24 protein-coding genes and 1 tRNA gene are annotated in these 23,506 nt (G+C 72.8%); 7 read left to right on the top strand and 18 right to left on the bottom strand.

Features of this window, described 5'->3' with window-relative positions; all coding sequences use genetic code 11:
* Position 1: 1 nt before the first annotated feature.
* From DFH01_RS02845 to DFH01_RS02835, 3 genes are all read right to left on the bottom strand, one after another.
* Entirely contained in the window at positions 2-997 is a 996-nt protein-coding gene (locus DFH01_RS02845) for a hypothetical protein (protein WP_109868870.1), read from the bottom strand.
* Between the two features lie 98 nt (positions 998-1,095).
* Positions 1,096-3,111: an ATP-binding protein gene (locus DFH01_RS02840; protein ID WP_109868869.1), complete on the bottom strand. Its 2,016-nt coding sequence runs from the start codon at positions 3,109-3,111 to the stop codon at positions 1,096-1,098.
* Positions 3,074-3,589 (bottom strand): adenine phosphoribosyltransferase, encoded by a 516-nt coding sequence (locus tag DFH01_RS02835; protein ID WP_109869895.1) that lies wholly within the window; start codon positions 3,587-3,589, stop codon positions 3,074-3,076. The genes DFH01_RS02840 and DFH01_RS02835 overlap by 38 nt, the downstream gene beginning before the upstream one ends.
* Positions 3,590-3,819: 230 nt before the next feature.
* On the opposite strand from DFH01_RS02835, the gene DFH01_RS02830 reads away from it, so the two are divergent.
* Complete coding sequence (locus DFH01_RS02830) at positions 3,820-4,014, top strand: DUF2842 domain-containing protein (RefSeq protein ID WP_109868868.1); 195 nt, start codon at positions 3,820-3,822, stop codon at positions 4,012-4,014.
* 57 nt (positions 4,015-4,071) lie between these two features.
* Here the strand turns inward: DFH01_RS02830 and DFH01_RS02825 are convergent.
* Positions 4,072-4,148 (bottom strand) — tRNA-Pro (locus tag DFH01_RS02825).
* A 175-nt stretch (positions 4,149-4,323) separates the two neighbouring features.
* Between DFH01_RS02825 and DFH01_RS02820 the strand changes: the two genes are divergently transcribed.
* On the top strand, positions 4,324-4,779 hold the full coding sequence (locus tag DFH01_RS02820; RefSeq protein WP_109868867.1) for a c-type cytochrome: 456 nt from the start codon (positions 4,324-4,326) through the stop codon (positions 4,777-4,779).
* Between the two features lie 109 nt (positions 4,780-4,888).
* Here the strand turns inward: DFH01_RS02820 and DFH01_RS02815 are convergent, their stop codons facing one another.
* The 7 genes from DFH01_RS02815 to DFH01_RS02785 all read right to left on the bottom strand — a co-directional run bounded on the left by DFH01_RS02815 (position 4,889) and on the right by DFH01_RS02785 (position 12,492).
* Positions 4,889-5,428, bottom strand: a complete 540-nt coding sequence (locus tag DFH01_RS02815) for an NADH-quinone oxidoreductase subunit B family protein (protein ID WP_109868866.1) — start codon at positions 5,426-5,428, stop codon at positions 4,889-4,891.
* Positions 5,429-5,439: 11 nt separating this feature from the next.
* Entirely contained in the window at positions 5,440-5,673 is a 234-nt protein-coding gene (locus DFH01_RS02810) for a hypothetical protein (protein ID WP_109868865.1), read from the bottom strand.
* 18 nt (positions 5,674-5,691) lie between these two features.
* Entirely contained in the window at positions 5,692-7,212 is a 1,521-nt protein-coding gene (locus DFH01_RS02805) for a hydrogenase large subunit (RefSeq protein WP_109868864.1), read from the bottom strand.
* Positions 7,209-8,660, bottom strand: coding sequence for a proton-conducting transporter transmembrane domain-containing protein (locus DFH01_RS02800; protein ID WP_109868863.1), 1,452 nt, complete (start codon positions 8,658-8,660; stop codon positions 7,209-7,211). The genes DFH01_RS02805 and DFH01_RS02800 overlap by 4 nt, the downstream gene beginning before the upstream one ends.
* Positions 8,660-9,334 (bottom strand): hydrogenase-4 component E, encoded by a 675-nt coding sequence (locus tag DFH01_RS02795; protein ID WP_109868862.1) that lies wholly within the window; start codon positions 9,332-9,334, stop codon positions 8,660-8,662. Before DFH01_RS02795 ends, DFH01_RS02800 begins: the two co-directional genes overlap by 1 nt.
* 154 nt (positions 9,335-9,488) lie before the next feature.
* Entirely contained in the window at positions 9,489-10,448 is a 960-nt protein-coding gene (locus DFH01_RS02790; protein ID WP_109868861.1) for a respiratory chain complex I subunit 1 family protein, read from the bottom strand.
* A 25-nt stretch (positions 10,449-10,473) separates the two neighbouring features.
* Positions 10,474-12,492 (bottom strand): proton-conducting transporter transmembrane domain-containing protein, encoded by a 2,019-nt coding sequence (locus DFH01_RS02785; RefSeq protein WP_109868860.1) that lies wholly within the window; start codon positions 12,490-12,492, stop codon positions 10,474-10,476.
* A gap of 190 nt (positions 12,493-12,682) precedes the next feature.
* On the opposite strand from DFH01_RS02785, the gene DFH01_RS02780 reads away from it, so the two are divergent.
* Genes DFH01_RS02780 through DFH01_RS02770 form a run of 3 tightly spaced genes read left to right on the top strand, consistent with a single transcriptional unit; the run spans position 12,683 to position 15,119 of the window.
* Positions 12,683-13,234 carry a TRAP transporter small permease subunit gene (locus tag DFH01_RS02780; RefSeq protein ID WP_109868859.1) on the top strand — a complete coding sequence of 184 codons (552 nt, stop codon included), beginning with the start codon at positions 12,683-12,685 and terminating at the stop codon, positions 13,232-13,234.
* Positions 13,231-14,661, top strand: coding sequence for a TRAP transporter large permease (locus DFH01_RS02775; protein WP_442899688.1), 1,431 nt, complete (start codon positions 13,231-13,233; stop codon positions 14,659-14,661). The genes DFH01_RS02780 and DFH01_RS02775 overlap by 4 nt, the downstream gene beginning before the upstream one ends.
* On the top strand, positions 14,658-15,119 hold the full coding sequence (locus tag DFH01_RS02770) for an SAM-dependent methyltransferase (protein WP_109868858.1): 462 nt from the start codon (positions 14,658-14,660) through the stop codon (positions 15,117-15,119). The genes DFH01_RS02775 and DFH01_RS02770 overlap by 4 nt, the downstream gene beginning before the upstream one ends.
* On the opposite strand, the gene DFH01_RS02765 is transcribed toward DFH01_RS02770, so the two are convergent.
* The 3 genes from DFH01_RS02765 to DFH01_RS02755 all read right to left on the bottom strand — a co-directional run bounded on the left by DFH01_RS02765 (position 15,110) and on the right by DFH01_RS02755 (position 17,192).
* Complete coding sequence (locus DFH01_RS02765; RefSeq protein WP_109868857.1) at positions 15,110-15,787, bottom strand: RES family NAD+ phosphorylase; 678 nt, start codon at positions 15,785-15,787, stop codon at positions 15,110-15,112. The genes DFH01_RS02770 and DFH01_RS02765 overlap by 10 nt on opposite strands.
* Positions 15,784-16,275, bottom strand: a complete 492-nt coding sequence (locus DFH01_RS02760; RefSeq protein ID WP_109868856.1) for an antitoxin Xre/MbcA/ParS toxin-binding domain-containing protein — start codon at positions 16,273-16,275, stop codon at positions 15,784-15,786. Before DFH01_RS02760 ends, DFH01_RS02765 begins: the two co-directional genes overlap by 4 nt.
* 86 nt (positions 16,276-16,361) lie before the next feature.
* Positions 16,362-17,192, bottom strand: coding sequence for an aldo/keto reductase (locus DFH01_RS02755; protein ID WP_109868855.1), 831 nt, complete (start codon positions 17,190-17,192; stop codon positions 16,362-16,364).
* A 35-nt stretch (positions 17,193-17,227) separates the two neighbouring features.
* Between DFH01_RS02755 and DFH01_RS02750 the strand changes: the two genes are divergently transcribed.
* Positions 17,228-17,875: a hypothetical protein gene (locus DFH01_RS02750; protein WP_199231114.1), complete on the top strand. Its 648-nt coding sequence runs from the start codon at positions 17,228-17,230 to the stop codon at positions 17,873-17,875.
* Positions 17,876-17,915: 40 nt separating this feature from the next.
* On the opposite strand, the gene DFH01_RS02745 is transcribed toward DFH01_RS02750, so the two are convergent.
* Genes DFH01_RS02745 through DFH01_RS02730 form a run of 4 tightly spaced genes read right to left on the bottom strand, consistent with a single transcriptional unit; the run spans position 17,916 to position 22,459 of the window.
* On the bottom strand, positions 17,916-18,713 hold the full coding sequence (locus tag DFH01_RS02745; RefSeq protein ID WP_109868854.1) for a class II aldolase/adducin family protein: 798 nt from the start codon (positions 18,711-18,713) through the stop codon (positions 17,916-17,918).
* A 28-nt stretch (positions 18,714-18,741) separates the two neighbouring features.
* On the bottom strand, positions 18,742-20,067 hold the full coding sequence (locus DFH01_RS02740) for an ABC transporter permease (RefSeq protein ID WP_233255933.1): 1,326 nt from the start codon (positions 20,065-20,067) through the stop codon (positions 18,742-18,744).
* Positions 20,064-20,813, bottom strand: a complete 750-nt coding sequence (locus tag DFH01_RS02735; RefSeq protein WP_109868853.1) for an ABC transporter ATP-binding protein — start codon at positions 20,811-20,813, stop codon at positions 20,064-20,066. Before DFH01_RS02735 ends, DFH01_RS02740 begins: the two co-directional genes overlap by 4 nt.
* Positions 20,813-22,459: an efflux RND transporter periplasmic adaptor subunit gene (locus DFH01_RS02730; protein ID WP_109868852.1), complete on the bottom strand. Its 1,647-nt coding sequence runs from the start codon at positions 22,457-22,459 to the stop codon at positions 20,813-20,815. The genes DFH01_RS02735 and DFH01_RS02730 overlap by 1 nt, the downstream gene beginning before the upstream one ends.
* 80 nt (positions 22,460-22,539) lie before the next feature.
* On the opposite strand from DFH01_RS02730, the gene DFH01_RS02725 reads away from it, so the two are divergent.
* A complete protein-coding gene (locus DFH01_RS02725; RefSeq protein WP_109868851.1) occupies positions 22,540-23,466 on the top strand; it encodes a 2-dehydropantoate 2-reductase in 927 nt (308 codons plus the stop codon).
* The last annotated feature ends 40 nt before the right edge of the window (positions 23,467-23,506 follow it).

Raw genomic sequence — 23,506 nt, 5'->3', positions numbered from 1 at the left:
CTCAGCCGGCCTGGAAGGCCAGCCTGCGGTGGAGCCACTCGCGATAGGCCAGCACGCCGCCCGGCGCGGGGCAAAGCGTGGCGAGCAGGTCCGCGGCCGCCTGGGCATGCACGCGATGCGCGCCGGCTTCGGCCGCATCCGGCTCTGCCTCGCCCCATCGGCGCGCGGCTTCGCGCCATAGCGCGACGGAGTCGGCCGGGGTCAGGGTCGGCAGCACCACGACGGCGCGCGCGCGCATCGCGGCGGCCGCGGCGCGGCAGCCGGCCAGCAGGTCGGGATGCGCCGGATCGGCCAGCAACTCGCCCAGGGCAGGCACATCGGGCAGGTGCGGATCGCGCCCGCCGGCGGCGAGGTCGAAGGCGAACCAGGGCGTCAGCCCCAGCGCCGCCGCGCGCGCGACGGCACCCCCGCCGGTCAGCACGATCGCGTCGGCGGACCCGACGGCGACCGCGGCCTCCGGCGCCATGGCGGCCGGCAGGAAGACCGGCGTGGCCGCGCGGCCGAGCATCTCGAGGGCGAGCAGCCCCGCCACCTCCGGCGCGCCGGGCCCGGCCAGCGCCAGCCGGGGCGGGTGCGCAGCGGCCAGCGGGCCGCGGCCGGCCAGCAGGGCGGGCACCAGGCTGGCGGTGACCGCCGGCCATTGGCGCGGCTCGAAGCGGGCGCGCGGATCGCCGATCAGCAGCGCCTGGGCCGACTGGCCGGGCAGCGCGAGCAACATGCGGCCATCGGCCGGCGCGGTCACCGCGAAGCGGTTCGCGGCCGTGATGCCGTCCGCCCCGCCCAGCACGCTGACCCGCATGGCGGCGGCATGCACCAGCCCGCGCGCGAGGCCGCGCGCCGCCCGCTGTGCATAGGTGGCGGCGGCACCCTCCTCCGGGCCGGGGGCGAGCAGCGTGGCGGCTTCCGGCACGGCGGTCGCCGCAGCCAGCGGCCGGGCCGCCGCAACGGCCAGAAGGCCGGCGATCACACCCCGGCGGGTGGCGAATGGATGGGTCATCCCCTCTGGCCTCCCCTCGGTTCGAAGCGACACCTAGACCGCGCGAATGGGGCCAAAAGGTGGCGAAAGGGGGAAAGAGGCCCGGGGCGGGCCGTGGCTCAGTCCCGGCCCGCGGTCACGCCGGCAGCGCGGGAGAGCACCTGCAGGGTCCGCTCGACCAGCCGCGGCAGGGCCGAGACAGCCTCCCGCACCGCTGCGGCATCGCCCCCGGCGGCGGCCCGTTCCAGTGCCGTCGCGGCCTCCCGCAGGGCGGCGGCGCCGAAGGTGCCGGCGGCCGATTGCAGGGCATGCGCCTCCGCCTCCACCGCCTCGAGCGCCGGTTCCTCACGCAGGCGGCGCAGCCGCGCCAGCGTCTCGGCGGCGAAGACGCCGATCAGGTCGGGCAGGCGCCCGGGACCGACCGCCGCGCGCAGCTCCTCCAGCGTGTCCCGCACCAGCAGGGCATGGGCGGGACCGGGCTCCGCCAGCGGCGCCGCCACCCTCGGCCGCGCCGGCGCGGCGCCGAGCAGGGCGGCGACCGCCCCGAGCAGCCCTGCCCGGTCCACCGGCTTGGTCAGATGCGCGTCCATCCCGGCGGCCAGGCTGCGCTCCACATCGGCCGGCATGGCGGACGCGGTGAGGGCCAGGATGCGCACCCGCCCCGCCGGCCCTTCCAGCGCGCGGATGCGGCGCGTCGCCGCGTGGCCGTCGAGGCCCGGCATGCGGACATCCATCAGGATCGCGTCATAGGCCCCGCTCGCCGCCGCCTCCACCGCGCTTTCCCCGTCGCGCACCAGGTCCACCTCGTAGCCGGCCTTGCGCAGGATGGCGGCGGCGACGAGCTGGCTCGCCTCGCTGTCCTCGGCCAGCAGCAGGCGGGCGAAGGGTTCCTCGCCCGCGCGGCGCGGCGGCAGCGGCGCGACAGCGGGGGCAGCTTGCTCCGCCGGGGCCTCGGCCGGTGCCTCGCGCAGCGGCAGGGCGAAGCGGAAGACGCTGCCGCTGCCGGGCTCGCTCTCCAGCCCGATCTCGCCGCCCATCAGCCCGACCAGGCGGCGGCAGATCATCAGGCCGAGCCCGGAGCCACCGTGGCGCCGCGCGGTGCCGGCATCGGCCTGCTGGAAGCGGCGGAACAGCCGCCGGCGCAGTGCGGGGCTGATTCCCGGCCCGGTGTCGCGCACGGCGAAATCCATCCGCGCCCCGTCGCGCCGCACGCTGATCTCGACGCTGCCGGCGGCGGTGAACTTGATGGCATTGTCCACCAGGTTCATCAGCACCTGCTTCAGGCGCCCCGGATCGCCCATGACCCGCGCCGGCAGCGTGGCGTCGAGATTCGCGGTCAGCCGAAGCCCCTTGTCCGCCGCCGCGGCCGCCTGCAGCGACAGCACGTCCCGCACCGGCTGGGCCAGCTCGAAGCCGATCTCCTCCAGATCGAGCTTGCCGGCCTCGATGCGCGAGAGGTCCAGCAGCTCGTTGACGGTCCAGAGCAGCGTCTCGCCCGACCGCCGCGCCGTCTCGGCATAGGCGCGCTGCTCGGCATCGAGCGGCGTGTCGAGCAGCAGCGAAAGCGTGCCGAGCACGCCGTTCAGCGGCGTTCGCACCTCATGGCTGACGAAGGCGAGGAACTCGGATTTCTCGGCGTTGGCGCGCTCCGCGGCGCGGCGTGCGCGGCGGGCGGCCTCCTCGGCCTTCACGCGCTCGGTCACGTCGTGCTGGATGCCGAGGAAATACAGCAGCTTCCCGGCGGCGTCGCGCACGGGGGAGATGTGCAACTCGTTGACGAACCGGGTGCCATCGCGGCGGTAGTTCACCAGCCTGATGTCGATCGCCCGCGCCTCCGCAATGGCCTGCCGGATCGCCGCGACCGAGGCAGGCGCGCTGCCGGGGCCCTGGAGGAAGCGGCAGTTCCGGCCCAGCACCTCCTCCGGCGGATAGCCGGTGATGCGGTGGAAGGCGGGGTTGGCGAAGACGATAGGGCAGTCCGGCAGGTTGGGATCGGAGATCACCACACCCGTCGGCGCGGCGGCGACCGCCGTCGCGATCGCCTCGGCGAAGCGCGCGGCCTCGGCGATCGCGGCGGCGCCGTCGGGCGCCGCCGGATCAGCTGTCGTAGGCGACGAGCGCTTCGAACGGGACATCGAGGCGATCGCGCCCCTTGAGGAAGGTCAGCTCGATCAGGCAGGCCGCGCAGGGCACGACCGCGCCGGCCTGGCGCAGCAGGGAGATGCCGGCCGACATCGTGCCGCCGGTGGCGAGCAGGTCGTCCAGCACCACCACGCGCTGGCCCTTCTGCACGGCATCGGCCTGCATCTCGATGCGATCGGTGCCGTATTCGAGGGCGTAGTTCAGCCCGATGGTCAGGCCCGGCAGCTTGCGCGGCTTGCGCAGCATCACGAAGCCGAGGCCGAGTTCCAGCGCCAGCGGCGCGGCGACGAGGAAGCCGCGGCTCTCGATGCCCGCCAGCACGTCGGGCTTGTGGGGGGCGATCGTCTCGGCAAGCCGCGCCATGGCGGTTCGCCAGGCGCTGGCATGCCGCAGCAGGGTGGAGATGTCGTAGAACAGGATCCCCGGCTTTGGGAAATCGGGGATTCCGCGGATGTGGTCCTTGAGGTCGATGCCCGGATCGGCGTCCAGCCGCGAAAGGGCGGCGGGGCTCGTCTTGTCATCCATCGTCGGCGTCGTGCTCGTCTGTCGGGCCGGAATGCGCACGAACGCGGGGCGCCCCGCCGCGGGTGCGCCAGCCTGTCGCTTGCCTTCCTCACGGCCAAGCTACGCTTCGGGCGGGGCCGCCGCAACAGCCGCGCGCGGGCTTGGCAGCCCCGCAAGGCCGGGCCACATGCGCCGCGATGCCCCGCCCGCTGCTCGCCCTGATCGTCGGCCTTCTCGGCTTCCTGCTCTATGTCGGGGCCGTCGTCGCCATGGCCGATTGGGTGCTGCACCTGCATTGGCTGGTGCAGCTGGCCTATTTCACCGTGGCCGGCATCGCCTGGGTCTGGCCGGCGCGGGCGCTGATGTTCTGGGCGGCGCGCGCCGACGGCTGAACGAAAAAACCCCGCCAGGAGGGGCCTCCTGGCGGGGTTCTCGCGCGCTGCGACGTCTGGTCGGAGTGAGAGGATTCGAACCTCCGGCCCCTGCGTCCCGAACACAGTGCTCTACCAGGCTGAGCTACACTCCGGCATGGCGACCGCCCGGGGGCGGTCGTCGTCGGCGCGGCACCGCGGCGAGGCCGGCCGTATAGCGAAGCCCCCGCGGCGCGGCAAGCCGGGCGCAACGCTTCGTCACGCAACGCACCGTTGCGCGGTCATACAGGTGCTGCAAGCATCCCGCCTTCCCACAAGGAGGGGTTGCTGATGCGGGTATGGATGCTGGCGGCCACGATGGCCGCGGGGCTTGGCATGGCCGGCGCCGCGATGGCGCAGGGCGACGTGATCTCCGAGCGCCGCGCGGGCCTCAGGCAGATGGGCCAGAACATGGAAGCGATCGGCGCCGTGGTGCAGTCGCGCGGCGACCAGGCGCCGATCGTCGCCCGCGTGGACCAGATGATCGCCTTCTACCAGTCGCTGCCCGGTCGCTTCCCCGCCAACAGCCTGACGCCGCCGGTCGCGCAGGGCACGGGCGAGGGCCAGACCCGCGCGCTCGCCGCGATCGAGGCCAACCGCGCCGATTTCGGAACGCGTGCGCAGAACATGATTGCCGCGCTGAACACGATGAAGACGGCGGCGGCGAGCGGCGGGGTCACCGCCGACATGCTGCGCAGCACCGGCGGCGTCTGCGCCGCCTGCCACCGGGACTACCGCGCGCGCTGAGCGCCGCCCGTCGGGCCGCCTTCCGTCGCCCGGGGGCCTGCCGGCGGCGAGCCGGCGGGCCCGATGACGGGGGCTGGCCCGGCCTCCGCCAGGCGTGACGGGCTGTCGCTCAGCCCTGGCCCGGCCGGCGCGGCTCCTGCGCCTCCAGCAGGGAGAGCAGCCCTTCCAGCAATTGCAGCGGCGTGGGCGGGCAGCCGGGGATCACCAGGTCCACCGGCAGCACATTGGCCACGCCGGCCTCCACCCCGTAGCTGCCCTTGAACACGCCGCCATCCGCCGCGCAGTCGCCGGCGGCGACGATCCAGCAGGGATCGGGCGTGCACTCCCGCGTTCGCAGCAGCGCCTCCCGCATGTTGCGGGTGACGGGGCCGGTGACCAGCAGCACATCGGCATGGCGGGGGCTGGCCACGATGCGCAGGCCGAAGCGCTCCATGTCGTAGAGCACGCCGGCCATGGCGTTCGCCTCCAGCTCGCAGCCATTGCAGCTGCCGGCATCCACCTCCCGGATGGCCAGGCTGCGGCCGAGCCGGGCGCGCGCCGTCGCCTCCAGCCGCGCTGCCAGGGCCTGCACCACCTCATCCGGCGCCGCGGGCGCCGCATCCGTCAGCGGGCGGCCGAGCAGGCGCTTGCCGAGCCGTGGCCAGAGCATCGGGTCTCCTCCTAGGCCAGCCGCGCGATGCGCAGCAGGTCGTTGCCCTCGGGGTCGCGGAGCACCAGCTCGGTGCCCGGCGGCACGCGCTCCGCGATCAGGCCGAGCTCGGCCAGGGCCTGGCCGCGCTCGTCATAGGCCCAGTGCTCGGCCACCTGCCGGCCCTTTCCGGGCTTCACGAGGGTGACGGTGAACATGCCGGAGGCGCCGGCGGCCTCGCCCGCCAGGGTCGGGAAGCGCGCCATGTCAGGCCGCCTTCGCCATCACAGGTCCACCCCGCTGTAGGAGCAGTTGAACGACTTGTTGCACAACGGGAAGTCCGCGACGATGTTTCCCTCGATTGCTGCTTCCAGCAGCGGCCATTGCAGCCAGGAGGGATCGCGCGGGAACACGGCGCGGATGATCCCGCCATCATCGAGCGCCATCCAGGTCAGGATCTCGCCCCGGAAGCCCTCGACGGCGGCGATGCCCTCGCCGCCTTTCTGCGGCAGCGGCTGGTGGATCTCGCCGGGTTCCAGCGCGGCGAGCAGCGCGCGGACGATCCGGATGCTTTCCCGCAACTCCGCCACGCGCACCCGCACCCGCGCATCCACGTCGCCTTCGGCGAGCACCGGCACCTCGAAGGCGATGGCGTCATAGGGCGCATGCGGCAGCACGCGGCGTGCATCGAAGCCGCGGCCGGAAGCACGGCCGACATGCCCGCCCGCGGCGAAGCGCGCGGCGAGATCAGGCTTCAGGGTTCCGGTGCCGACCACGCGGTCCTGCAGGCTGGCATGCGTCTCGTAGATCGTCAGCAGCGGCGCGATCTCGGCTTCCGCCGCGGCCAGTGCGGCGAGGATCGCCGCCTCGCCGCCCGGCGCGATGTCCACGGAAAGGCCGCCGGGGATCACCACATCCATCATCAGCCGGTGCCCGAAGGCGGCCGCGTTGGCGCGCAGCACGCCTTCGCGCAACTCGCCGCAGCGCGCATGCGGATAGACGAAGGCGGCGTCGTTGCAGATGAACCCCCAATCATTCAGGTGGTTCGCGATCCGCTCCAGTTCCAGCATCGCGGCGCGCAGCAGCACCGCGCGCCGGGGCGGCTGCGCGCCGATCGCGGCCTCCGCGGCGAGGGCGAAGGCGAGGGAATGCGCCACCGTCGTGTCGCCCGAGAGCCGCGCGGCGAAGCGCGCCGCCGCGCGCGGCGACTTGCCGACCATGAGCGAGAGCGTGCCCTTGTGCGTGTAGCCGAGCAGCTGCTCCAGCCGCACCACCGTCTCGCCCTGCACGGTGAAGCGGAAATGGCCGGGCTCGATCACGCCGGCATGCACCGGGCCGACGGGGATCTGGTGCCACCCCTCGCCCTCGATCGGCAGGAATTCCGGCTGCAGCGGCGGCACGGGATCGCGCGAGGGCCTTGCCGAGAGCGGCGCCTGCACCGGCCAGCGGCCGTGATCCAGCCAGGGGCGCAGGTCAACGCCGCCCTCCGACGTCAGGCCCCAGAGGTCGCGGATCGCGCGCTCGAACCGCACCGCCCCCGGCCGCACCGGCGACAGCGCCGGGTATTTTTGTTCCGTCGCGAAGCAGGAAGCGAGCAGCAGCGTGCCCCGTTCAGCCGCCTCGTCCAGGAAGGCGGCGTGGATCGCGGAAGGCTCGGCCCAGAGGGAGAGCAGCGCGAGCGTCGGTTCCTGCGGCAGCGCATCGCGCAGCCCGGCGAAGGCGGATTGCGTCAGCAGGTACCGCTCGAAGGGCCGGCAGCCCTGCGGCGCGCCGCGACGGATCAGGTCGGACGCAGCGCCGCTCATCCCAGGATCTCCGCACCGCCGCGCAGCAGCGCGGTGAAGGCCGGCGGCGCCAGCAGGATCAGCGCGGCGGCCAGCGCCAAATGCAGCCAGACCGGCACCGTCGCCCAGGCCAACCCGCCCGGCAGGTGGAAGGCGCCGGGCACGGGGTTGTCGCGCGTCGGCTCGCCCAGGCACAGCTGCTGCAAGGCGCGGATCAGCGCCGCGGCGGCGGTGAGCAGGCCGAGGCCGATCGGCACGACCAGCCACGGGATCTGCGCCGCCGCCTCCGCGACCAGGCGCAACTCCGAGAGGAACAGCGCGAAGGGCGGCATGCCCGCCAGCGCCGCGATGCCGAGCGCCAGGCCCCAGCCCAGCGCCGGATGACTCGCCACCAGACCGCCGATGTCCTGCAGCTTCTGGCTGCCCTTGAGCTGCGCCGCGGCGCCGACGGCGAAGAAGACGCCGCTCTTCACCAGCGAATGGCCGAGCAGGTGGATGATGCCGGCCAGGTTCGCCACCGCGCCGCCGATGCCGAAGGCGAGGGTCGCGAGGCCGACATGCTCGATCGAACTCCAGGCAAACAGCCGCCGCGCATCGCGTCGCCGCCACAGCGAGAAGGCCGCGAGCAGCAGGGAGAGCAGGCCGAAGCCGATCAGGAAGGGACCGGGCGGCAGCGCGGCGGGGTTCGCACCGACGATGGATTCCGCGCGCAGGATGGCCAGCAGCGCCGCGTTCAGCAGCAGGCCGGACAGCACGGCGCAGATCGGCAGCGGCCCCTCGGCCTCGGCATCCGGCAGCCAGGAATGCAGCGGGACGAGGCCCGCCTTGGTGCCGTAGCCCACCAGCAGGAAGACGAAGGCCAGCGAGAGCAGCCCCGGATCGCAGTTCGCCGCCACGGCCTGCAGCGCCGCCCAGGAAAGCCCCGGATCGCCGCTGCCGACGACCGGCTGCGCCGCGAGGTACAAAAGGATCGTCCCGAACAGCGCGAGTGCGATCCCCACGCCGCACAGCACGAAAAACTTCCAGGCGGCCTCGATGGCGGCGGGGGTGCCGTGCACGCCGACCATCAGCACGGAGGCGAGCGTCGCGATCTCGATCGCCACCCACATCACGCCGAGATTGTCGGAGACGAGCGCCAGGAACTGCGCGCCCATGAAGACCTGGAAGGCGGTGTGGTAGGCGCGGATCCGCAGGCTGTCGAACTTCTCGGCGTCGAGCGTGGCGGCGGAGAAGATCGCGGTGGTCAGCCCGACCAGCGCGGAGACCGCGACGAAGGGGAGGTTGAGCGCATCGGTGCGCGTCCAGCCCTGCTCGCCATGCGGATGGCCGAGCAGCAGCAGCGCGATCACCAGCGAGCCCGCGGCGATGCCGATATTGACGAAGCGGCCCACGCCGAAGCGGGGCGGGATCAGCGCGAGCGCGACCGCGCCGAGCCAGGGAAAGAACACCAGGACCCAGGGCAGCGGCATCAGCTGTCGCCCCGCGCCCGGTCGAGCACATGCGTGTCGAGCGTATCCAGCCGGTCGCGTATCTGGAACACGACGACGGCCGCGACGAGGGCCACCATCAGCACCAGCGCCGCGGTCGAAAGCTCCACCACCAGCGGCATGCCCGCGACGCCGACGGCCGCCAGGATCAGCCCGTTCTCCAGCGTCAGCAGCCCGATCACCTGGCTGATCGCGTTGCGTCGCGCGATCATCGCCAGCATCCCCAACAGCACGACGGACAGCGCGATGGTCAGGTCCACCCGCGCCAGCGGCGTCGCGCCGCCCGCTGTCACGGGCAGCACCACAAGTACGGAAAGCCCGACCAGCCCGATGGCGGCAGCGAGCGAGGCGCCGATGCCGATTGATGTCTCCACCGCCTTGTGCAGCCCGAGCCGCCCGACCAGCAGACGCAGCGCCAGGGGAATCGCGACGGCCTTGGCGCCGAAGGCGATCAACGCGGTCAGATAGAGTTCCGGCGCGGATTGCACATATCCCTGCCACGCCGCGGCGCAGGCGAGCAGCGCGCCCTGCACGGCGAAGACGTTGATCACCGCGCCGATGCGACGCTGGTAGAGCATCACGAAGGACAGCAGCAGCACGCCGCCGCCGATCAGGTGCGAGACGTCGTAGGCCGGGGTGCCGAAGCCTGATGTCATGGGCGCGGTATCCGCACACGATCCTGCGCTGTCAGTCGTGCCCCCACCCCAGCCCTCCCCCGCAAGCAGGGGAGGGAGTGATTGGCGGCGCGCTCCGCTCCCTCCCCCGCAGTGCGGGGGAGGGTCAGGGTGGGGGCGCGGCCGACCTCACCCATCACGCCAGCCTCGTCGAAACGAACAACAGGATCGCGCCCAGCAGCCCCAGCAACAGCGCGGCCCCCAAAAACTCCGGAACGCGGAAGACGCGCATCTTGGCGATGGCGCTTTCGAACGCCGCAAGCGCGAAGCACAGCAGCGCCATCTTCGCGATCCAAGCCACCACGCCCAGCACCCAGCCGAACGGCGCAAAACCCGCCGGCGCCGTACCGAAGGGCAGGAACACCGCGACGATCAGCGCCAGCCACAGCGTCAGCCGCAGCGCCGCCGCCGCTTCCCAGAGCGCCAGATGCCGGCCGGAGGCTTCCAGAATCATCGCCTCATGCACCATCGTCAGTTCCAGATGCGTCGCCGGGTTGTCCACCGGGATGCGCGCATTCTCCGCCACGGCCACGGCACAGAGCGCGATCAGCGCCAGCGCCAGCGAGACGCGCAGCCCCACCGCGCCGTCCTGGAAGGTGGCGGCGATCTGCTCGAGGCCGGTGCTGCCGGCCAGGATCGCGAAGCTCAGCGCCACCAGCAGCAGCGCCGGTTCCGCCAGCGCCGCGAAGGACATTTCGCGCGCCGCGCCGAGCCCGCCGAAGGCGGTGCCGACATCCATGCCCGCGAGCGCCAGCGCGACACGGCCCAGCGCCAGCAGCCCCGCGATCAGCAGCAGGTCCGACATCGGGGCGAACAGCATCGCGCGTGAAAAACTCGGCACCAGCGCCAGCGCCGCCACGGCGGCGCCCACGGCCACATAAGGCGCGGCACGGCTGATCCAGCTGGCATTCTCCGCCAGTACCGGCCGCTTGCGCAGCAGCTTGAGCAGGTCGCGCCAGGGCTGCAGCGGATGCGGGCCGATGCGGCCCATCATGCGCGCCTTCAGCCAGCGCACGCCGCCGACCACCAGCGGCGCCGCCACCAGCACCAAGGCCAGGTGCAAGAGCTGGGTCAGGATCGCGGCGAGGACGATCACGCGCCGCCCTCCAACGTCGGCGCGCTCACGCGCCGCCCTCCAACCAAGCCACCAGCAGCAGCAGCGCGACCAGCGCGGCGAAGGGCAGCATCAGGCATTGCCGGATGGAGAGGTCGCGCAGCCGTTCCGTCCGCGCCACCACCGCATCCCGCGCGGTCGCCAGCGGCGCCAGCAGCAGCGCGAAGGCAGGATCGCCGAAGGACATCGCGATCCGCGCCGGCGCCACCGTGCCGGGCTCCGGCATCTCCACCCGCTCCGTCACCGCCAGCACGGGCTGGGCGAGCATGCGGCGCAGCGGCTGACCCATGCCGGCCGCGGTGGGCTGGGTCAGCGGGTCGCCGAAGGGCAGGTGCTGCGGCGGTGCGGCAAAGCCGCAATCCCAGGCGGGGCCGCGCGCCGGTTCCTCCGTGCCGCGCTTCACCAGCAGCCAGACGCCGAACAGCGCGAGCGCGAGCAGCAGCGCGGCGCCGAGCGGCCAATAGGCGGCCGCGCCGTCCCCGACGGCCACGAAGGCGAGGCCGGCGCGCCCCTCCATCGCCTGCCCGGTCAGCAGCGCCTGCGCGCCGCCGCCGAGCGCGAGCATCGGTCCGGGCAGCAGGCCGAGCAGCACCGTCAGCCCGGCCGGCAACAGCAGGGAGAGGCGCGCGGCGCCCTTGCCCTCATGCGCCCCCGCCCCGCGCGGGGAACGCGGCCGGCCGAGGAACACAAGGCCGAACAGCCGCACCATCGCCGCCGCCGCCAGCGCCGCGGCCAGCGCGACCATGGCGGCGGCGACCAGCACCAGCATCTGCACCGTCAGGTCACCGACGCGCCAGGCGGCGATCAGCGCCTGCAGCAGCAGCCATTCGCTCGCGAATCCCGAGAGCGGCGGCAGGCTCGCCGCCGCGCCCACGCCCACCAGCATGCAGGCGGCGGTCCAGGGCATCGCGTGGATCAGCCCGCCCAGCCGGTCCAGCAGCCGCGATCCCGCGCCATGCGCGACCTCCCCCATGCCGAGGAAGAGCAGCGTCTTGAAGACCCCGTGGTTCAGCGCATGCAGCAGCGCCGCCCCCGCCGCCAGCGCCGCCAGCGCCCCGAGATCGGCCGCGCGGAAGCAGGCCGCCAGCCCGAGCCCCACCGCCACCAGCCCCACATTCTCGATGGTGGAGAAGGCGAGCAGGGTCTTTCCCTCCTCCTCCAGATTGGCGCGCAAGGCGCCCAGCACGGCCGAGGCCGCGCCCAGCGCGACCAGCGGCACGCCCCACCACACGGGCTGCGCCGGCCCGCCGAGATCGAGCAGCATCCGCGCCGCGACATACAGCGCGACCTTGGTCATGGCGGCCGACATCAGCGCCGAGACATGGCTCGGCGCCGCGGGATGGGCGAGCGGCAGCCAGGCATGCAGCGGCACCAGCCCCGCCTTGGCCCCGGCTCCGGCCACGACCAGCGCCAGGATCAGCGCCGCCCGCCAGCCATCCGGCGGCGCCTCCCGGATCGCCGCGAAGGCCAGGTCGCCGCCCGGTCCAGCCAGCAGGCCGAGCGCCGGCACCAGGCAGACCGCCGCCAGCGCCGCGAAAACCAGATACAGCCGGGCGGCCCGGCGATTCTCCGCCTTCGCATGGTCGGACGCCACCAGCGCCCAGCTCGCGAGCGACATCGCCTCGAAGCCGAGCAGCAGCGTGACGCCGTCCGCCGCCAGCAGTGTCAGCGCCATGCCGGCGAGGAACAGCGGATAGGCCAGCAGCGCCCGCGCCGGCGCCGCATCCTCATGCGCCAGCGCGAAGACCGACGCACAGAGCCCCGCCAGGCCGAGCAGCAGCAGGAACCAGGCCGAAAGCCCGTCCAGCGCCACCAGCAGCGGCCCGAAGGGCGTGCCGAAGGGCAGCTCCGCCACCGGCGCCCCACCCCCGGCCAGGGCGGCGACCGCCATCAGCACGAAAACCGCCGAGGCCAGCGCCGAGCCGCCATGGGCCAGCCGCGGCGCGATCCGGCGGCCGGCCAGCACCGGCATGGCCAGCGCCAGCAGCACCAGCCCGAGCAGGGTGAGGAGGATCGCCGTCAGCACGGGGCGGGGAGCAGCATCGGCACGAGGGGGAGCTTACGGGCCGCGGGGACCGGGCAGAAGGGGCGCACGCTTGAAGAAGCCTTCATCCGCGCGCCGCCCGGCCCGGAAGCTTTCCATCCGCGCCCCCCGGCGCTAAGTGGCCGGCTCCGCGGCGCCGAAGCCGCCCCCGCCGGGAGAAACGCCAAGGCCCATGGGCGCCCTGCTCGCCTTCAGCCGCTTGGTCGATTCGCTCAACGCGCGCCTCGGGCGCGTGGCGGACTGGTGCGTGCTGCTGGCCTGCGCGCTCTCGGCCGGCAACGCCTTCCTGCGCTACGGCTTCTCGCTCGGCTCCAACGCCTCGCTCGAGGGGCAGTGGTACTTGTTCGCCGCGGTGGTGATGCTCGGCGGCAGCTACACGCTGTTCCGCAACGAGCATGTGCGGGTGGACGTGCTCTACGGCGCCTTGTCGGAACGGCGACGCATCTGGGTGGACGTGATCGGGATCAGCCTGTTCCTGCTGCCCGCCATGGCGCTGCTCGCCTGGATGACCTGGCCCTTCTTCGTGGAATCCTGGGTGCGGGCCGAGACCTCCTCCTCCCCCGGCGGACTGATCCGCTGGCCGGTGAAGATCCTGATGCCGCTGGGCTTCGCCCTGATCACGCTGCAGGGCCTGTCGGAGCTGATCAAGCGCGTCGCGCTGCTGCGCGGCATCCATGTGCCCGAAGGGCGCATCCACGCCTCCTACGCGAGGCCCGAGCAGTGACGCTGTTCGGCATCCCCTCCGAGGACCTGATGCCGCCGCTGATGTTCGGCGGCCTGATCCTGTTCCTGCTGTTCGGCTTCCCGGCCGCGTTCTCGCTGGCCGCGGTCGGGCTGTTCTTCGGCTTCCTTTCGATCGAGATCGGGCTGTTCCCCGACGCCTTCCTCAACAACCTGCCGCTGCGCGTCTTCAACATCCTCTCCAACGACCTGCTGCTGGCGATCCCCTTCTTCACCTTGATGGGGGCGATCCTGGAACGCTGCGGCCTGGCGGAGGACCTGCTGGAAGGCACCGGGCAGCTCTTCGGCAAGATTCCCGGCGGGCTGGCTTATGCGGTGATCATCGTCGGCGCGATCCTGGGTGCCATCACCGGCACGGTGGCGGCCAGCGTGATCGCGATGGGCATGATCAGCCTGCCCATCATGATGCGCTACGGCTACGACATGCGGATCGCGACCGGCGTGATCGCGGCCAGTGGCACGATCACGCAGGTGATCCCGCCCTCCCTCGTGCTGATCGTGCTGGGCGACCAGCTGGGGCAGTCGGTCGGCGACATGTATGCCGGCGCCATCGGCCCGTCCCTGCTGCAGATCGCGCTGTTCCTGGCCTTCATCGCGGTGGTGAGCATCGTCGCGCCGCAGAAGGTCCCGCCCCTGCCGCCGGAGGCCCTGGTGCCGCGCGACTGGCGCCTGTGGTGGCGCGTGCTGAAGGGCATGGTGCCCTCCATCGTGCTGATCTTCATGGTGCTGGGCACAATTTTCATGGGGCTGGCGACGCCGACCGAGGCCGGCGCGATGGGCGTGGTCGGCGCGGTGGTGCTGGCGGCAATCAACCGCCGCCTGAGCTGGCCGCTGGTGCGCCAGGCCATGGCGAACACCACGCGCATCACGGCGATGGTGATCTACATCCTGATCGGCGCCACTGTCTTCAGCCTGGTGTTCCAGGGCGTGGATGGCGGCATCTGGATCGAGCACCTGCTGTCCTACCTGCCGGGCGGCGCCACGGGCTTCCTGATCTTCGTCAACATCTTCATCTTCTTCCTGGCGTTCTTCCTCGACTTCTTCGAGATCGCCTTCATCGTCATCCCGCTGCTGGCGCCCGTGGCGAAGAACCTCGGCATCGACCTGGTGTGGTTCGGCGTGCTGATCTGCATCAACATGCAGACCAGCTTCATGCATCCGCCCTTCGGCTTCGCGCTGTTCTACCTGCGCGGCATCGCGCCGAAGGAGGTGCTGACCAAGGACATCTATCTCGGCGCAATCCCCTGGCTCGGCCTGCAGCTGCTGCTGGTGGCGATCGTGATCTTCTGGCCGGAGAGCGTGACCTACTGGCTGGACCGCGGCCCGAAGGTGGACCCGAGCACGGTCATCATCGACCTGCCCCCCCCACCCGCCGTGCCGGACACGCCGCAGGTGCCGATCTTCCAATGAGTCTTTCGGTCGTTCCCATCGGGTTCGTGCGCGGCGGGCGCGCCGAGCCGGTGGACGATGCCTGGGACAGCGTCACGGCGGAGATCGTGCTGGACCCGGCGCAACTCGGCCCGGATGCCGCGCTCGGCCTCGACAGCTTCAGCCACATCGTCGTGGTCTTCGTCTTCGACCGCCTGGACCCGGCGAAGCTGGAGCGCAACGCGCGCCATCCGCGTGGCCGCACGGACTGGCCGCGGGTGGGGATCCTCGCGCAGCGCGGCTCGCCGCGGCCGAACCGCATCGGCGTGACGACCTGCCGGCTGCTGGGCGTGGACGGCATGACGCTGCGCGTGCAGGGGCTGGACGCGATCGACGGCACGCCGGTGCTCGACATCAAGCCGCACATGACCGGCTTCGACCCGCGCGGCGAGATTCGCGAGCCCGGCTGGGCGCGCGAGATCATGGAAGGCTACTGGTAGCCACCCCGCAGCAGTCGCGCGACAACCTTCCCCTGTCGCGGCGCGGTGATGTCGAAATGCTCGGCCTGCGTCACCGCGCCGATGCGGCGTGGCCGATACGCGACGATGTTCACGCCGCCCGCATGACGCAGGCTGGGATACACGAAGCCGGCCTCGCCGGCGGCGCGCGCCGCCTCGCCAAGCAGCTGGCCCGCGGCGTGGCTGTGCCGGTCGAGGACGCCCGGTGGCGCGGCGATGCGCAGGTCGCGCCAGTCATCGCCCGAGAGCGTCGCGCGATAGGCGCGGTAGCTCCGCCGCATCGCCGCCCGGCCGAGCGCCACCGCCTCGCGCCGCAGATGATGCGCGACCTCGGCGATTGCGGTGCGGAGCGCGGCGCTGGCGTACCAGGCGCCGAGCTCCGGTCCGGCGAAGCGCGTGCCGGCCGGCGCGGCGTGGAGGAAGGCGGCCATGACGACGCTCGCATTGGGCACGCCGAACACCCACTCGTCGCGGTCGAGCCGCGCAAGGCGTTCGGCGACCAGCCTGTCGTTGGTCCAGCCTTCCAGCTCGATCACCGCCTCCAGTTCCTCGGGCGAGGTGCAGAAGTCGAAGGCCTGGACCGGCGGGAAGCGAGAGGGAATCAGGCGATGGCAAGGCTGCGGCGGCGCGCAGCGCGGCGTGTCGCTCACGCGATCACGATGTCGTCGTCGCGCCAGGGCGGCGCCTCGTCGGCAGCATTGGGCGCCATGTGCAGCCCGCCGCGCGCGGCATCGAGGAAGCGCCGCACCTGCATCAGGCCGTCCTGTGTGCCGCCCGTGATCAGGGCGAGCGGCGCCTGGCCGGCGAAGGGCAGCGCGGCATTCGCGGCGCGCAGCCAGGCGGCGCCCTCGGCCTCGGTCTCGAACAGGATGCGCAGGGCCTTGTGGATGCCGAGAACGGCGGAGATGCGCAGCAGCACATCCACCGGCAGGGTCACCTCCGCCGCCTTGAGCCAGCCATAGAAGGTTGAGCGGGACGGCAGGCCTAGCACCAGCAGTCGCTCGGCTTCGGTGAGGCGCCAGAGGTCGGCGATGTGCTGGAAGGCGCGCAGGCCCGGACCGCCCAACCGCCGCCGGGCGGCCGGCGCGAAGCGAGCGGCGTCGAGGGGCGAAGCCAGCGGTACGGCACGGCCGAGCATACGGAGCCTCCTCGGAGTCCAGATGCGGATATCATGTCCGAATTTGGACTTACAAGGGAATTCTGGGGGCGCGCGGCCTCCGCCCCCTAAAGCATCGCCAGCGAGCGCTTCCGCTTCGGCGGCGGGAACGCGGCGTCCAGCCCCCGGAAATCCTGCTGGGTCAGCTTGAGGTCGCGCGCCTTCGCGTTGTCGCGCAGGTGCTGCGGGTCGGCCGCCTTCGGGATGGCGATGACGCCGGGCTTCGCCAGCACGAAGGCCAGCGCCACCTGCGCCGGCGTCGCGCCATGGCGCTCGGCGATCTCCGCCAGCGCGCGGTGCCGCAGCAGCGCGCCGCCCTGGCCGACCGGGGAATAGGCCATCACGGGCATGCGATGCTTCGCGCAGAAGGGCAGCAGGTCGAACTCCACGCCGCGCGCCTCCAGGTTCCACAGCACCTGGTCGGTCGCGCAGTCCTTCAGCGCGGGACCAAGCTCCTCCAGCTCGTCCACATCCAGGTTGCTCACGCCCCAGCGCAGGATCTTCCCGTCCGCCTTCGCGCGCTCCATCGCCTCCACGGTCTCGGCCAGCGGCACGGAACCGCGCCAGTGCAGCAGATAGAGGTCCAGCGTCTCCACCCGCAGCCGGCGCAGAGAGGCATCCAGCGCCCGCGGAAGCTTCGTGCGCGACGCGTTGTGCGGATAGACCTTGGAGACGAGGAAAGCCTGGTCCCGCCGTCCGGCGATGGCTTCCGCCACGACCTCCTCGGCGCCGCCCTCGGCATACATCTCCGCCGTGTCGATCAGCGTCAGGCCGAGATCGAGGCCGAGGCGCAGGGCGTCGGCCTCACGCCGCCGGTCGCTGCCACGCTCGCCCATATGCCAGGTGCCCTGGCCGAGCGCCGGCACCGTCGTGCCATCGGGAAACCGCACGCTGGTCATGGAACAAGCCCTCCGATCGGCCTATCTTTCCGCGCATGACAGCGCGCGCCAACATCCTTGCGATCCTCGCCGGCGTCGGCCTGGCTACCGCCGCCGCGGCGCAGACCAGCACGCCGGCGGCCGTGCCGCCGGAGGAGATCGGCAGCTGGCGCCTCTCCTGCCTCGCGGACCGCATGACCGACCGCGCCGACTGCCAGCTCCGCCATCGCGAGCCGGTGGAACGCGCGCAGGCGGCTGCGGGCTCCTCCCTGCTGCTGGAAGTGCAGGATCGCGGCGGCAAGCTGGTGCCCGTGGTGACGGCCCGCGACCTCAGCCTGGAGGCCGCCGGCCGCGGGCTGCTGGCGCTGACCGGCACGGCGCAGCTGCGCTTCCCGCCCAACCGCTTCTTCGAGATGCCCTGCACGCTGGAAGGCCGGAACCTGGTCTGCGCCCCGAAGCCGGAGGACATGGCCCGCGCCGCCGAGGAACTGCCCACGGCGCAGACCGCGCTGGTGCGCATGGTCGGCTTCGGCGCCGGCGCCACCAATGCGGAGCCGACGGAACTGCGGCTTGAGCGGACGCGCGATGCCCTGGCCCGCTACCGCGCCCGCGTGCCGGAAGGCAGCGGGCCCGCGGCTTCGGCGCAGAGCGGCCTCTCCCTGCCGGAGATGCTGCTGCGGATGCAGCGCCTGTTCGGGAACTGAGCGCGGCGGCTCCTCCGTAAGCGGCAGAGCCCGCCTCGCATCACGTCCGGTAGCTGGGATCCATCCGGTCGAGCTTGCGCAGCAGCGCCGGCCATTCCATCACGCCATAGGGGCGGCGGGTGCCGGGCTGGTAGTTGTTCCAGGTCTCCTCCACCACCTTCTGCGGCACCTGGATGATCTTCTGCCCGGTCGCCTGCGCGGCAAGCTGCGCCTTGCAGGACAGTTCCAGGCGATGCATCCAGTTGAAGGCCTCGCCGATGGTGCGGCCGACCGTCAGCAGCCCGTGGTTGCGCAGGATCAGCGCCGGGAAGTCGCCCAGGTCCTTCACCAGCTTTTCCTGCATGGCCACGTCCAGCACCACGCCCTCGTAGTCGTGGTAGCCGATCTTGGCGAAGCGCATCGCCGTCTGGTTCATCGGGAGCAGGCCGCATTCCAGGCTGCTGACGGCCATGCCCGGCCAGGTGTGGGTGTGGATCACGCATTTGTATTCGGGCTTCGCCTGATGGATCGCGCCATGGATCACGAAGCCCGCGCGGTTCACGCCGTAGTTCAGCCCGTCCGGGAATTCCGGCTTCATCAGCACGTTGCCGTGGATGTCGATCTTCGTCAGCGAGGAGGCCGTGATCTCCTCGTACAGCATGCCGTAGGAGTTGATCAGGAAGGCGCCTTCCTCCCCCGGCACGGCGAGCGAGATGTGGTTCGCCCCCATGTCGTCCATGCCGTAGACGGCCATCAGCCGGTAGCAGGCGGCGAGGTCCACGCGGGCATTCCATTCCTCCGGGCTGACGCGGTCGCGCAGCGAGGGGATGCGGAAACGGTCGGCGGCACTCTCGGGCATGTCGGTCCTTCCTCCTGGCAGGCGCGCGCTATTCGCTGCGCAGCGCCTGGATCGGGTCCAGCATAGCCGCCCGCCGCGCCGGCCAGAAGCCGAAGAACAGGCCCGTCAGGCCCGAGACGCCCACCGCCAGCGCCACGGCGTCCCACTGGATCAGCACGGGCCAGCCGGCCCATTGCGACATCAGCTGCGACACGCCGATCCCCGCCGCGACACCCGCCGCGCCGCCGAGCAGCGCGAGTGTCACCGCCTCCAGCAGGAACTGCCACAGGATGTCGCGGCGCCTGGCGCCAACCGCCAGCCGCAGCCCGATCTCCCGCGTGCGCTCCGTGACGCTCACCAGCATGATGTTCATCACGCCGATGCCGCCCACCAGCAGCGACACGGCGGCAACCGCCGCGAGCAGGGTGGAGAGCGTGCGGGCCGAGGCGTCGCGGGTCGCCGCCACCTCCGCCAGGTTGCGGATGTTCACCGTGTCGGGCTCGTTCGCCACCACGCGGTGGTGCTGGCGGAACAGCGCGCGCAGCTGTTCCTCGACCAGCTTCATGTCCTCGCCCTCATGCACCTTCACGCTGATCGCGTTGACCGAGCGGAACCAGGCGCGGGAGGCGCCCATGATGGAGCGCCGCGCGGTCCAGAAGGGGATCAGCACGATGTCGTCCTGGTCCCAGCCGCCCTGCCCCTCGCCCTTGGAGGCCAGCACGCCCACCACCTCGAAGGGCGTGGTGCGGATGCGCACCTGCCGCCCCACCGGGTCCTCGTCGCCGAACAGGTTCTGGGCGACCGTCGCGCCGAGCAGCGCCACCTTGCGCCCGCCGGCCGCTTCCTCCGGCGTGAAGAAGCGGCCCGAGGCCAGGCCCCATTCGTGGGCCACGAGATATTCGGGGTCGATCCCCTGCACGAAGGTCGGCCAGTTCTGGTTCTGCGCGACGAGCTGCTGCTGGCTGCGGATGAAGGCGCCGGCCACCTCCACCGCGGGCAGGTCGCGCTCGATCACGCGCGCATCGTCCCATGTCAGGTTCTGCCGCGCCCCCGCGCCCAGCCGCACGCCGCCCATGTTGAAGCTGCCCGGCGTGACGACGAGCAGGTTCGAGCCCAGCGAGCGGATCTGCGCCAGCACCTGCTCCCGCGCGCCGGCGCCGACGCCGACCGTCGCGATCACCGCCGCGACGCCGATGAAGATGCCGAGCGCGGTCAGCATCGCGCGCAGCTTGTTCGCCGCCAGCGCGGCCAGCGCGCCGCGCAGCGCCTCGGCCAGGTCCATGCCCGGCCGGGTCGGCGGCAGCGGCGGCAGGATGCGCGCGGCCGCCGGCGTCGCGCTCGGCGTGGCAGTGAGGCTCGGGCGGTAGACGGTCACGCGGCGATGCCCTGCGCGCCTGGGCGCATCGCCGCCAGCGCCTCGGCCGCGTCGCGCGGGGCATGGCGGGTGTCCGACACCAGCCGCCCGTCGCGGAAGCGCAGCGTGCGCGTGGCGAAGGCCGCGACCTCGGCGTCGTGGGTCACCATCAGGATCGCGACACCCGCGGCGTTCAGCGCCTGGAACAGCGCCATGATCTCGAGGCCGGTCACCGAATCCAGCGCGCCGGTCGGCTCATCCGCCAGCAGCAGGTCCGGCCCGTTCACCAGGGCGCGCGCAATCGCCACGCGCTGCATCTGGCCGCCCGAGAGCTGGCTCGGCCGGTGGTGCAGCCGCTCGCCCAGGCCGACCATCGCCAGCGCCTGCGCCGCGCGGTCGCGCCGGGCGCGGCGGCCGACGCCGCGATAGATCATCGGCAGCTCGACATTGCCGAGCGCATCCACCCGCGGCAGCAGGTTGAAGGACTGGAAGACGAAGCCGAGGCGGCGGGAACGCAGCTCCGCCAGCCGGTCGGCGGACAGCGCCGCGGTGTCGTCGCCCATCAGCCGGTAGCGTCCGCGGGTCGGGCGATCGAGGCAGCCGACCAGGTTGAGGAAGGTGGACTTGCCGGAGCCCGAGGGGCCCATGGCGGCGACGAAGGCGCCGGGCTCGACCGCCACCGAGACATCCTGCAGCGCTGCCACCACGCCCTCGCCGGCGGGGTAGTGGCGGGTCAGGCCCTCGGTCTCGATGAGCGCGCCGCTCATCAGAAGCCCCGGAGCGCGCTGCCGGCGCCGGCGCGGGCCGTGGCGCGCTCCGTGCCGATCACCACCTGCGCGCCTTCCTCGAGGCCGGCAAGGATCTCGGTGATGGTGCCGTCGGTCAGGCCGCTGCGCACCGGAACGGCGCGGGGCGCGCCGGTGGCCTCATCCACCACCCACACGGTACCCGCGGTGCCGCGGCCCTGACCGCCGCCGCGCGCGGAAGCGAGGCGCGCGCGCTGCTCGCCGCTCAGCACGCCGTTGAAGCGCGCGATCAGCCGCCTTCGTGCCGCCTGTGACTGCACGCGGCGCGCATCGCCATCCTGCGGCAGGGAGGCCATGCGTTCGCGGAACTCGGCCTCGGCGGCGGCGATCTCGGCGCGCTGGGCCGGCGTCAGGTCCTCCAGCTCGCGCAGCGCCTGCTCGATCATGGCGCTGCTGCCCTGCACCTCCGCCCCGCCCTCGGCGGTGCTGCCGGGCGGGCGCCAGCGCAGCGCGGCGTTGGGCACGCGCAGCACGTTCTCGCGCCGGTCGGCGATGATGCGCATGTTCGCCGTCATCCCCGGCAGCATCCGCCCGCCGACATTCGGCGCGGCGACGACGACCGTGTAGGTCACGACGTTCTGCAGCGTGGTGGGGGAGAGGCGGATCTCCTTGACCCGGCCCTGCAGCGGGAAGGCCGGGTGGGCGGCGACGGTGAAGGTCACCTCCTGCCCGGCGCGGATGCGGCCGATGTCGCTCTCATCCACCGTGGCCCAGACCTCCATCTCGTCCAGGCTGGCGGCGATCATGAACAGGATCGGCGATTGCAGGCTGGCCGCGACGGTCTGGCCGATGTCGATGTTGCGCGAGATCACCACGCCGTCGATCGGTGCGCGGATCGTCGCATTGGCCAGGTCCACCTCGACCTGGCGAAGCTGCGCGGCGCGCTGCGCCTGCGCGGCCTCCGCCGCCGTGACCTGCGCCGCGGCGGTGCGCTGCGCCGCCTCCGCCCCCAGCAGCTGGGCTTCCTGCTGTGCGATGGAGGCGTGGGCGGCGGCGGTCTCTGCGCGCAGCCGCTCGGCCAGGAAGCGGGCGCGGGAGAGGTCACGCTCGGCGTTCACGCCGCGGTTGCGCAACTGCTGCGCGCGATCGAGCTCGGCCTCCGCGTCGCGCATCTGCGCTTCCGCGCTGTCCAGCCGGGCGCGGGCGGAGTCGAGCTGCGCGCGGGCGGAGGCGAGGTCGGCGGCCGACTTGTCCGCATTGGCGCGTGCCACCAGCACGGCGGCGGTGGCCGATTGCAGGTCGGCCTGGGCGGCGGCCTGGCGGGCCTCGATGGTGCGCGTGTCGAGGCGGGCCACCGGCTCCCCGGCGGTCACCCGGCTGTTGAAATCGGCGAACAGCTCCCGGATCTGGCCGGAGAGCTGGCTGCCCACCTGCACCGACAGCACGGGGTTCACCGTGCCGGTGGCCGAGACCACGGCGGTGATGTTGCCCCGGTCCACCTCCGCCAGCCGCGGCCGGGGTCCGTCCGGCGCGGCGCCGGTCGCCCAGCCCGGCAGCCAGCGGGGCAGCCAGCCGGACGTCGTGCCCTGGGCCGCGGGCGCACCCATCCACCACCCGGCGGCGCCGAGCAGGGCAAGCACGATCAGGACGAGCGGCAGGCGGCGCATTGCGGTGACCAGTTTGCGCCCGAAGATGTAACGCGCCTATGTCCGGCGTGCATCGGGAGATGGCAGGGGGAGGGGGCGGGATGCGGCTGCTGGTTCTGGGGGCGGGGGCGCTCGGGGGGTATTTCGGCGGCAGGGCGCTGGAGCGGGGCCTCGATGTCGTGTTCCTGGTCCGGCCCGGACGGGCGGCACAGCTGGCGCGGGACGGGCTGCGGGTGGAGAGCCCGCTCGGGGACATCCACCGCACGGTTGAGACCACGGCCGAGGCCGGGAAGGGCTTCGATGCCGTGCTGCTCTCCTGCAAGGCCTTTGACCTGGATACGGCCATCGCCGCGAGCCGCCCGGCTGTCGAGGCCGGCGCCTGCGTGCTGCCCGTGCTGAACGGCCTTGCCCATATGGAGGCGCTGAACGCGGCCTTCGGGCGCGAGCGCGTCTGGGGCGGGCTCGCCAAGTGCCAGGCCACGCTGACGCCGGAGGGGGTGGTGAGGCACCTCGGCGACTGGCGCTGGCTGACCTTCGGCGAGCAGGACGGCCGCTTGGACGGCCGCGCCGCCGCCCTGGCGCAGGCGCTCGGCAAGTCCCGGGGCCTGGCGGCGGAGGCCGTCCCCGACATCCGCCGGCGCATGTGGGAGAAGCTGGTGCATCTCGGCACCGTCGCCGCCGGCACGGTGCTGATGCGGGCCAATGTGGGCGAGATCGTCCGCGCCGGCGGCCGGGACTTCCTCGTGACCCTGCTGGAGCGCAACGCCGCCATCGCCGCGGCGGAGGGCCATGCGATGACGCCCGCCTTCATGGAGAGCTACCGCGCGTTGTTCTCCGACCCCGCCAGCGCCTACACCGCCTCCATGCTGCGGGACCTGGAAGCCGGCGGCCGGACCGAGGCCGAGCACATCCTGGGCTTCCTGGCGGAGGCCGCGCGGCAGGCCGGCGTGGACGACACGCTGCACGGCCTCGCGGTCCTGCACGCCCGCGCCTATGACCAGCGGCGCCAGGCCGGGCGGCTGGCCTGATCCGGCCGCCGCGCCTATGTTCCGCGCCATCGAAGCAGGG

Source organism: Falsiroseomonas bella, assembly GCF_003173615.1.
Lineage (GTDB): Bacteria > Pseudomonadota > Alphaproteobacteria > Acetobacterales > Acetobacteraceae > Falsiroseomonas > Falsiroseomonas bella.
This window is presented reverse-complemented; position numbering and strand designations above follow the sequence as displayed.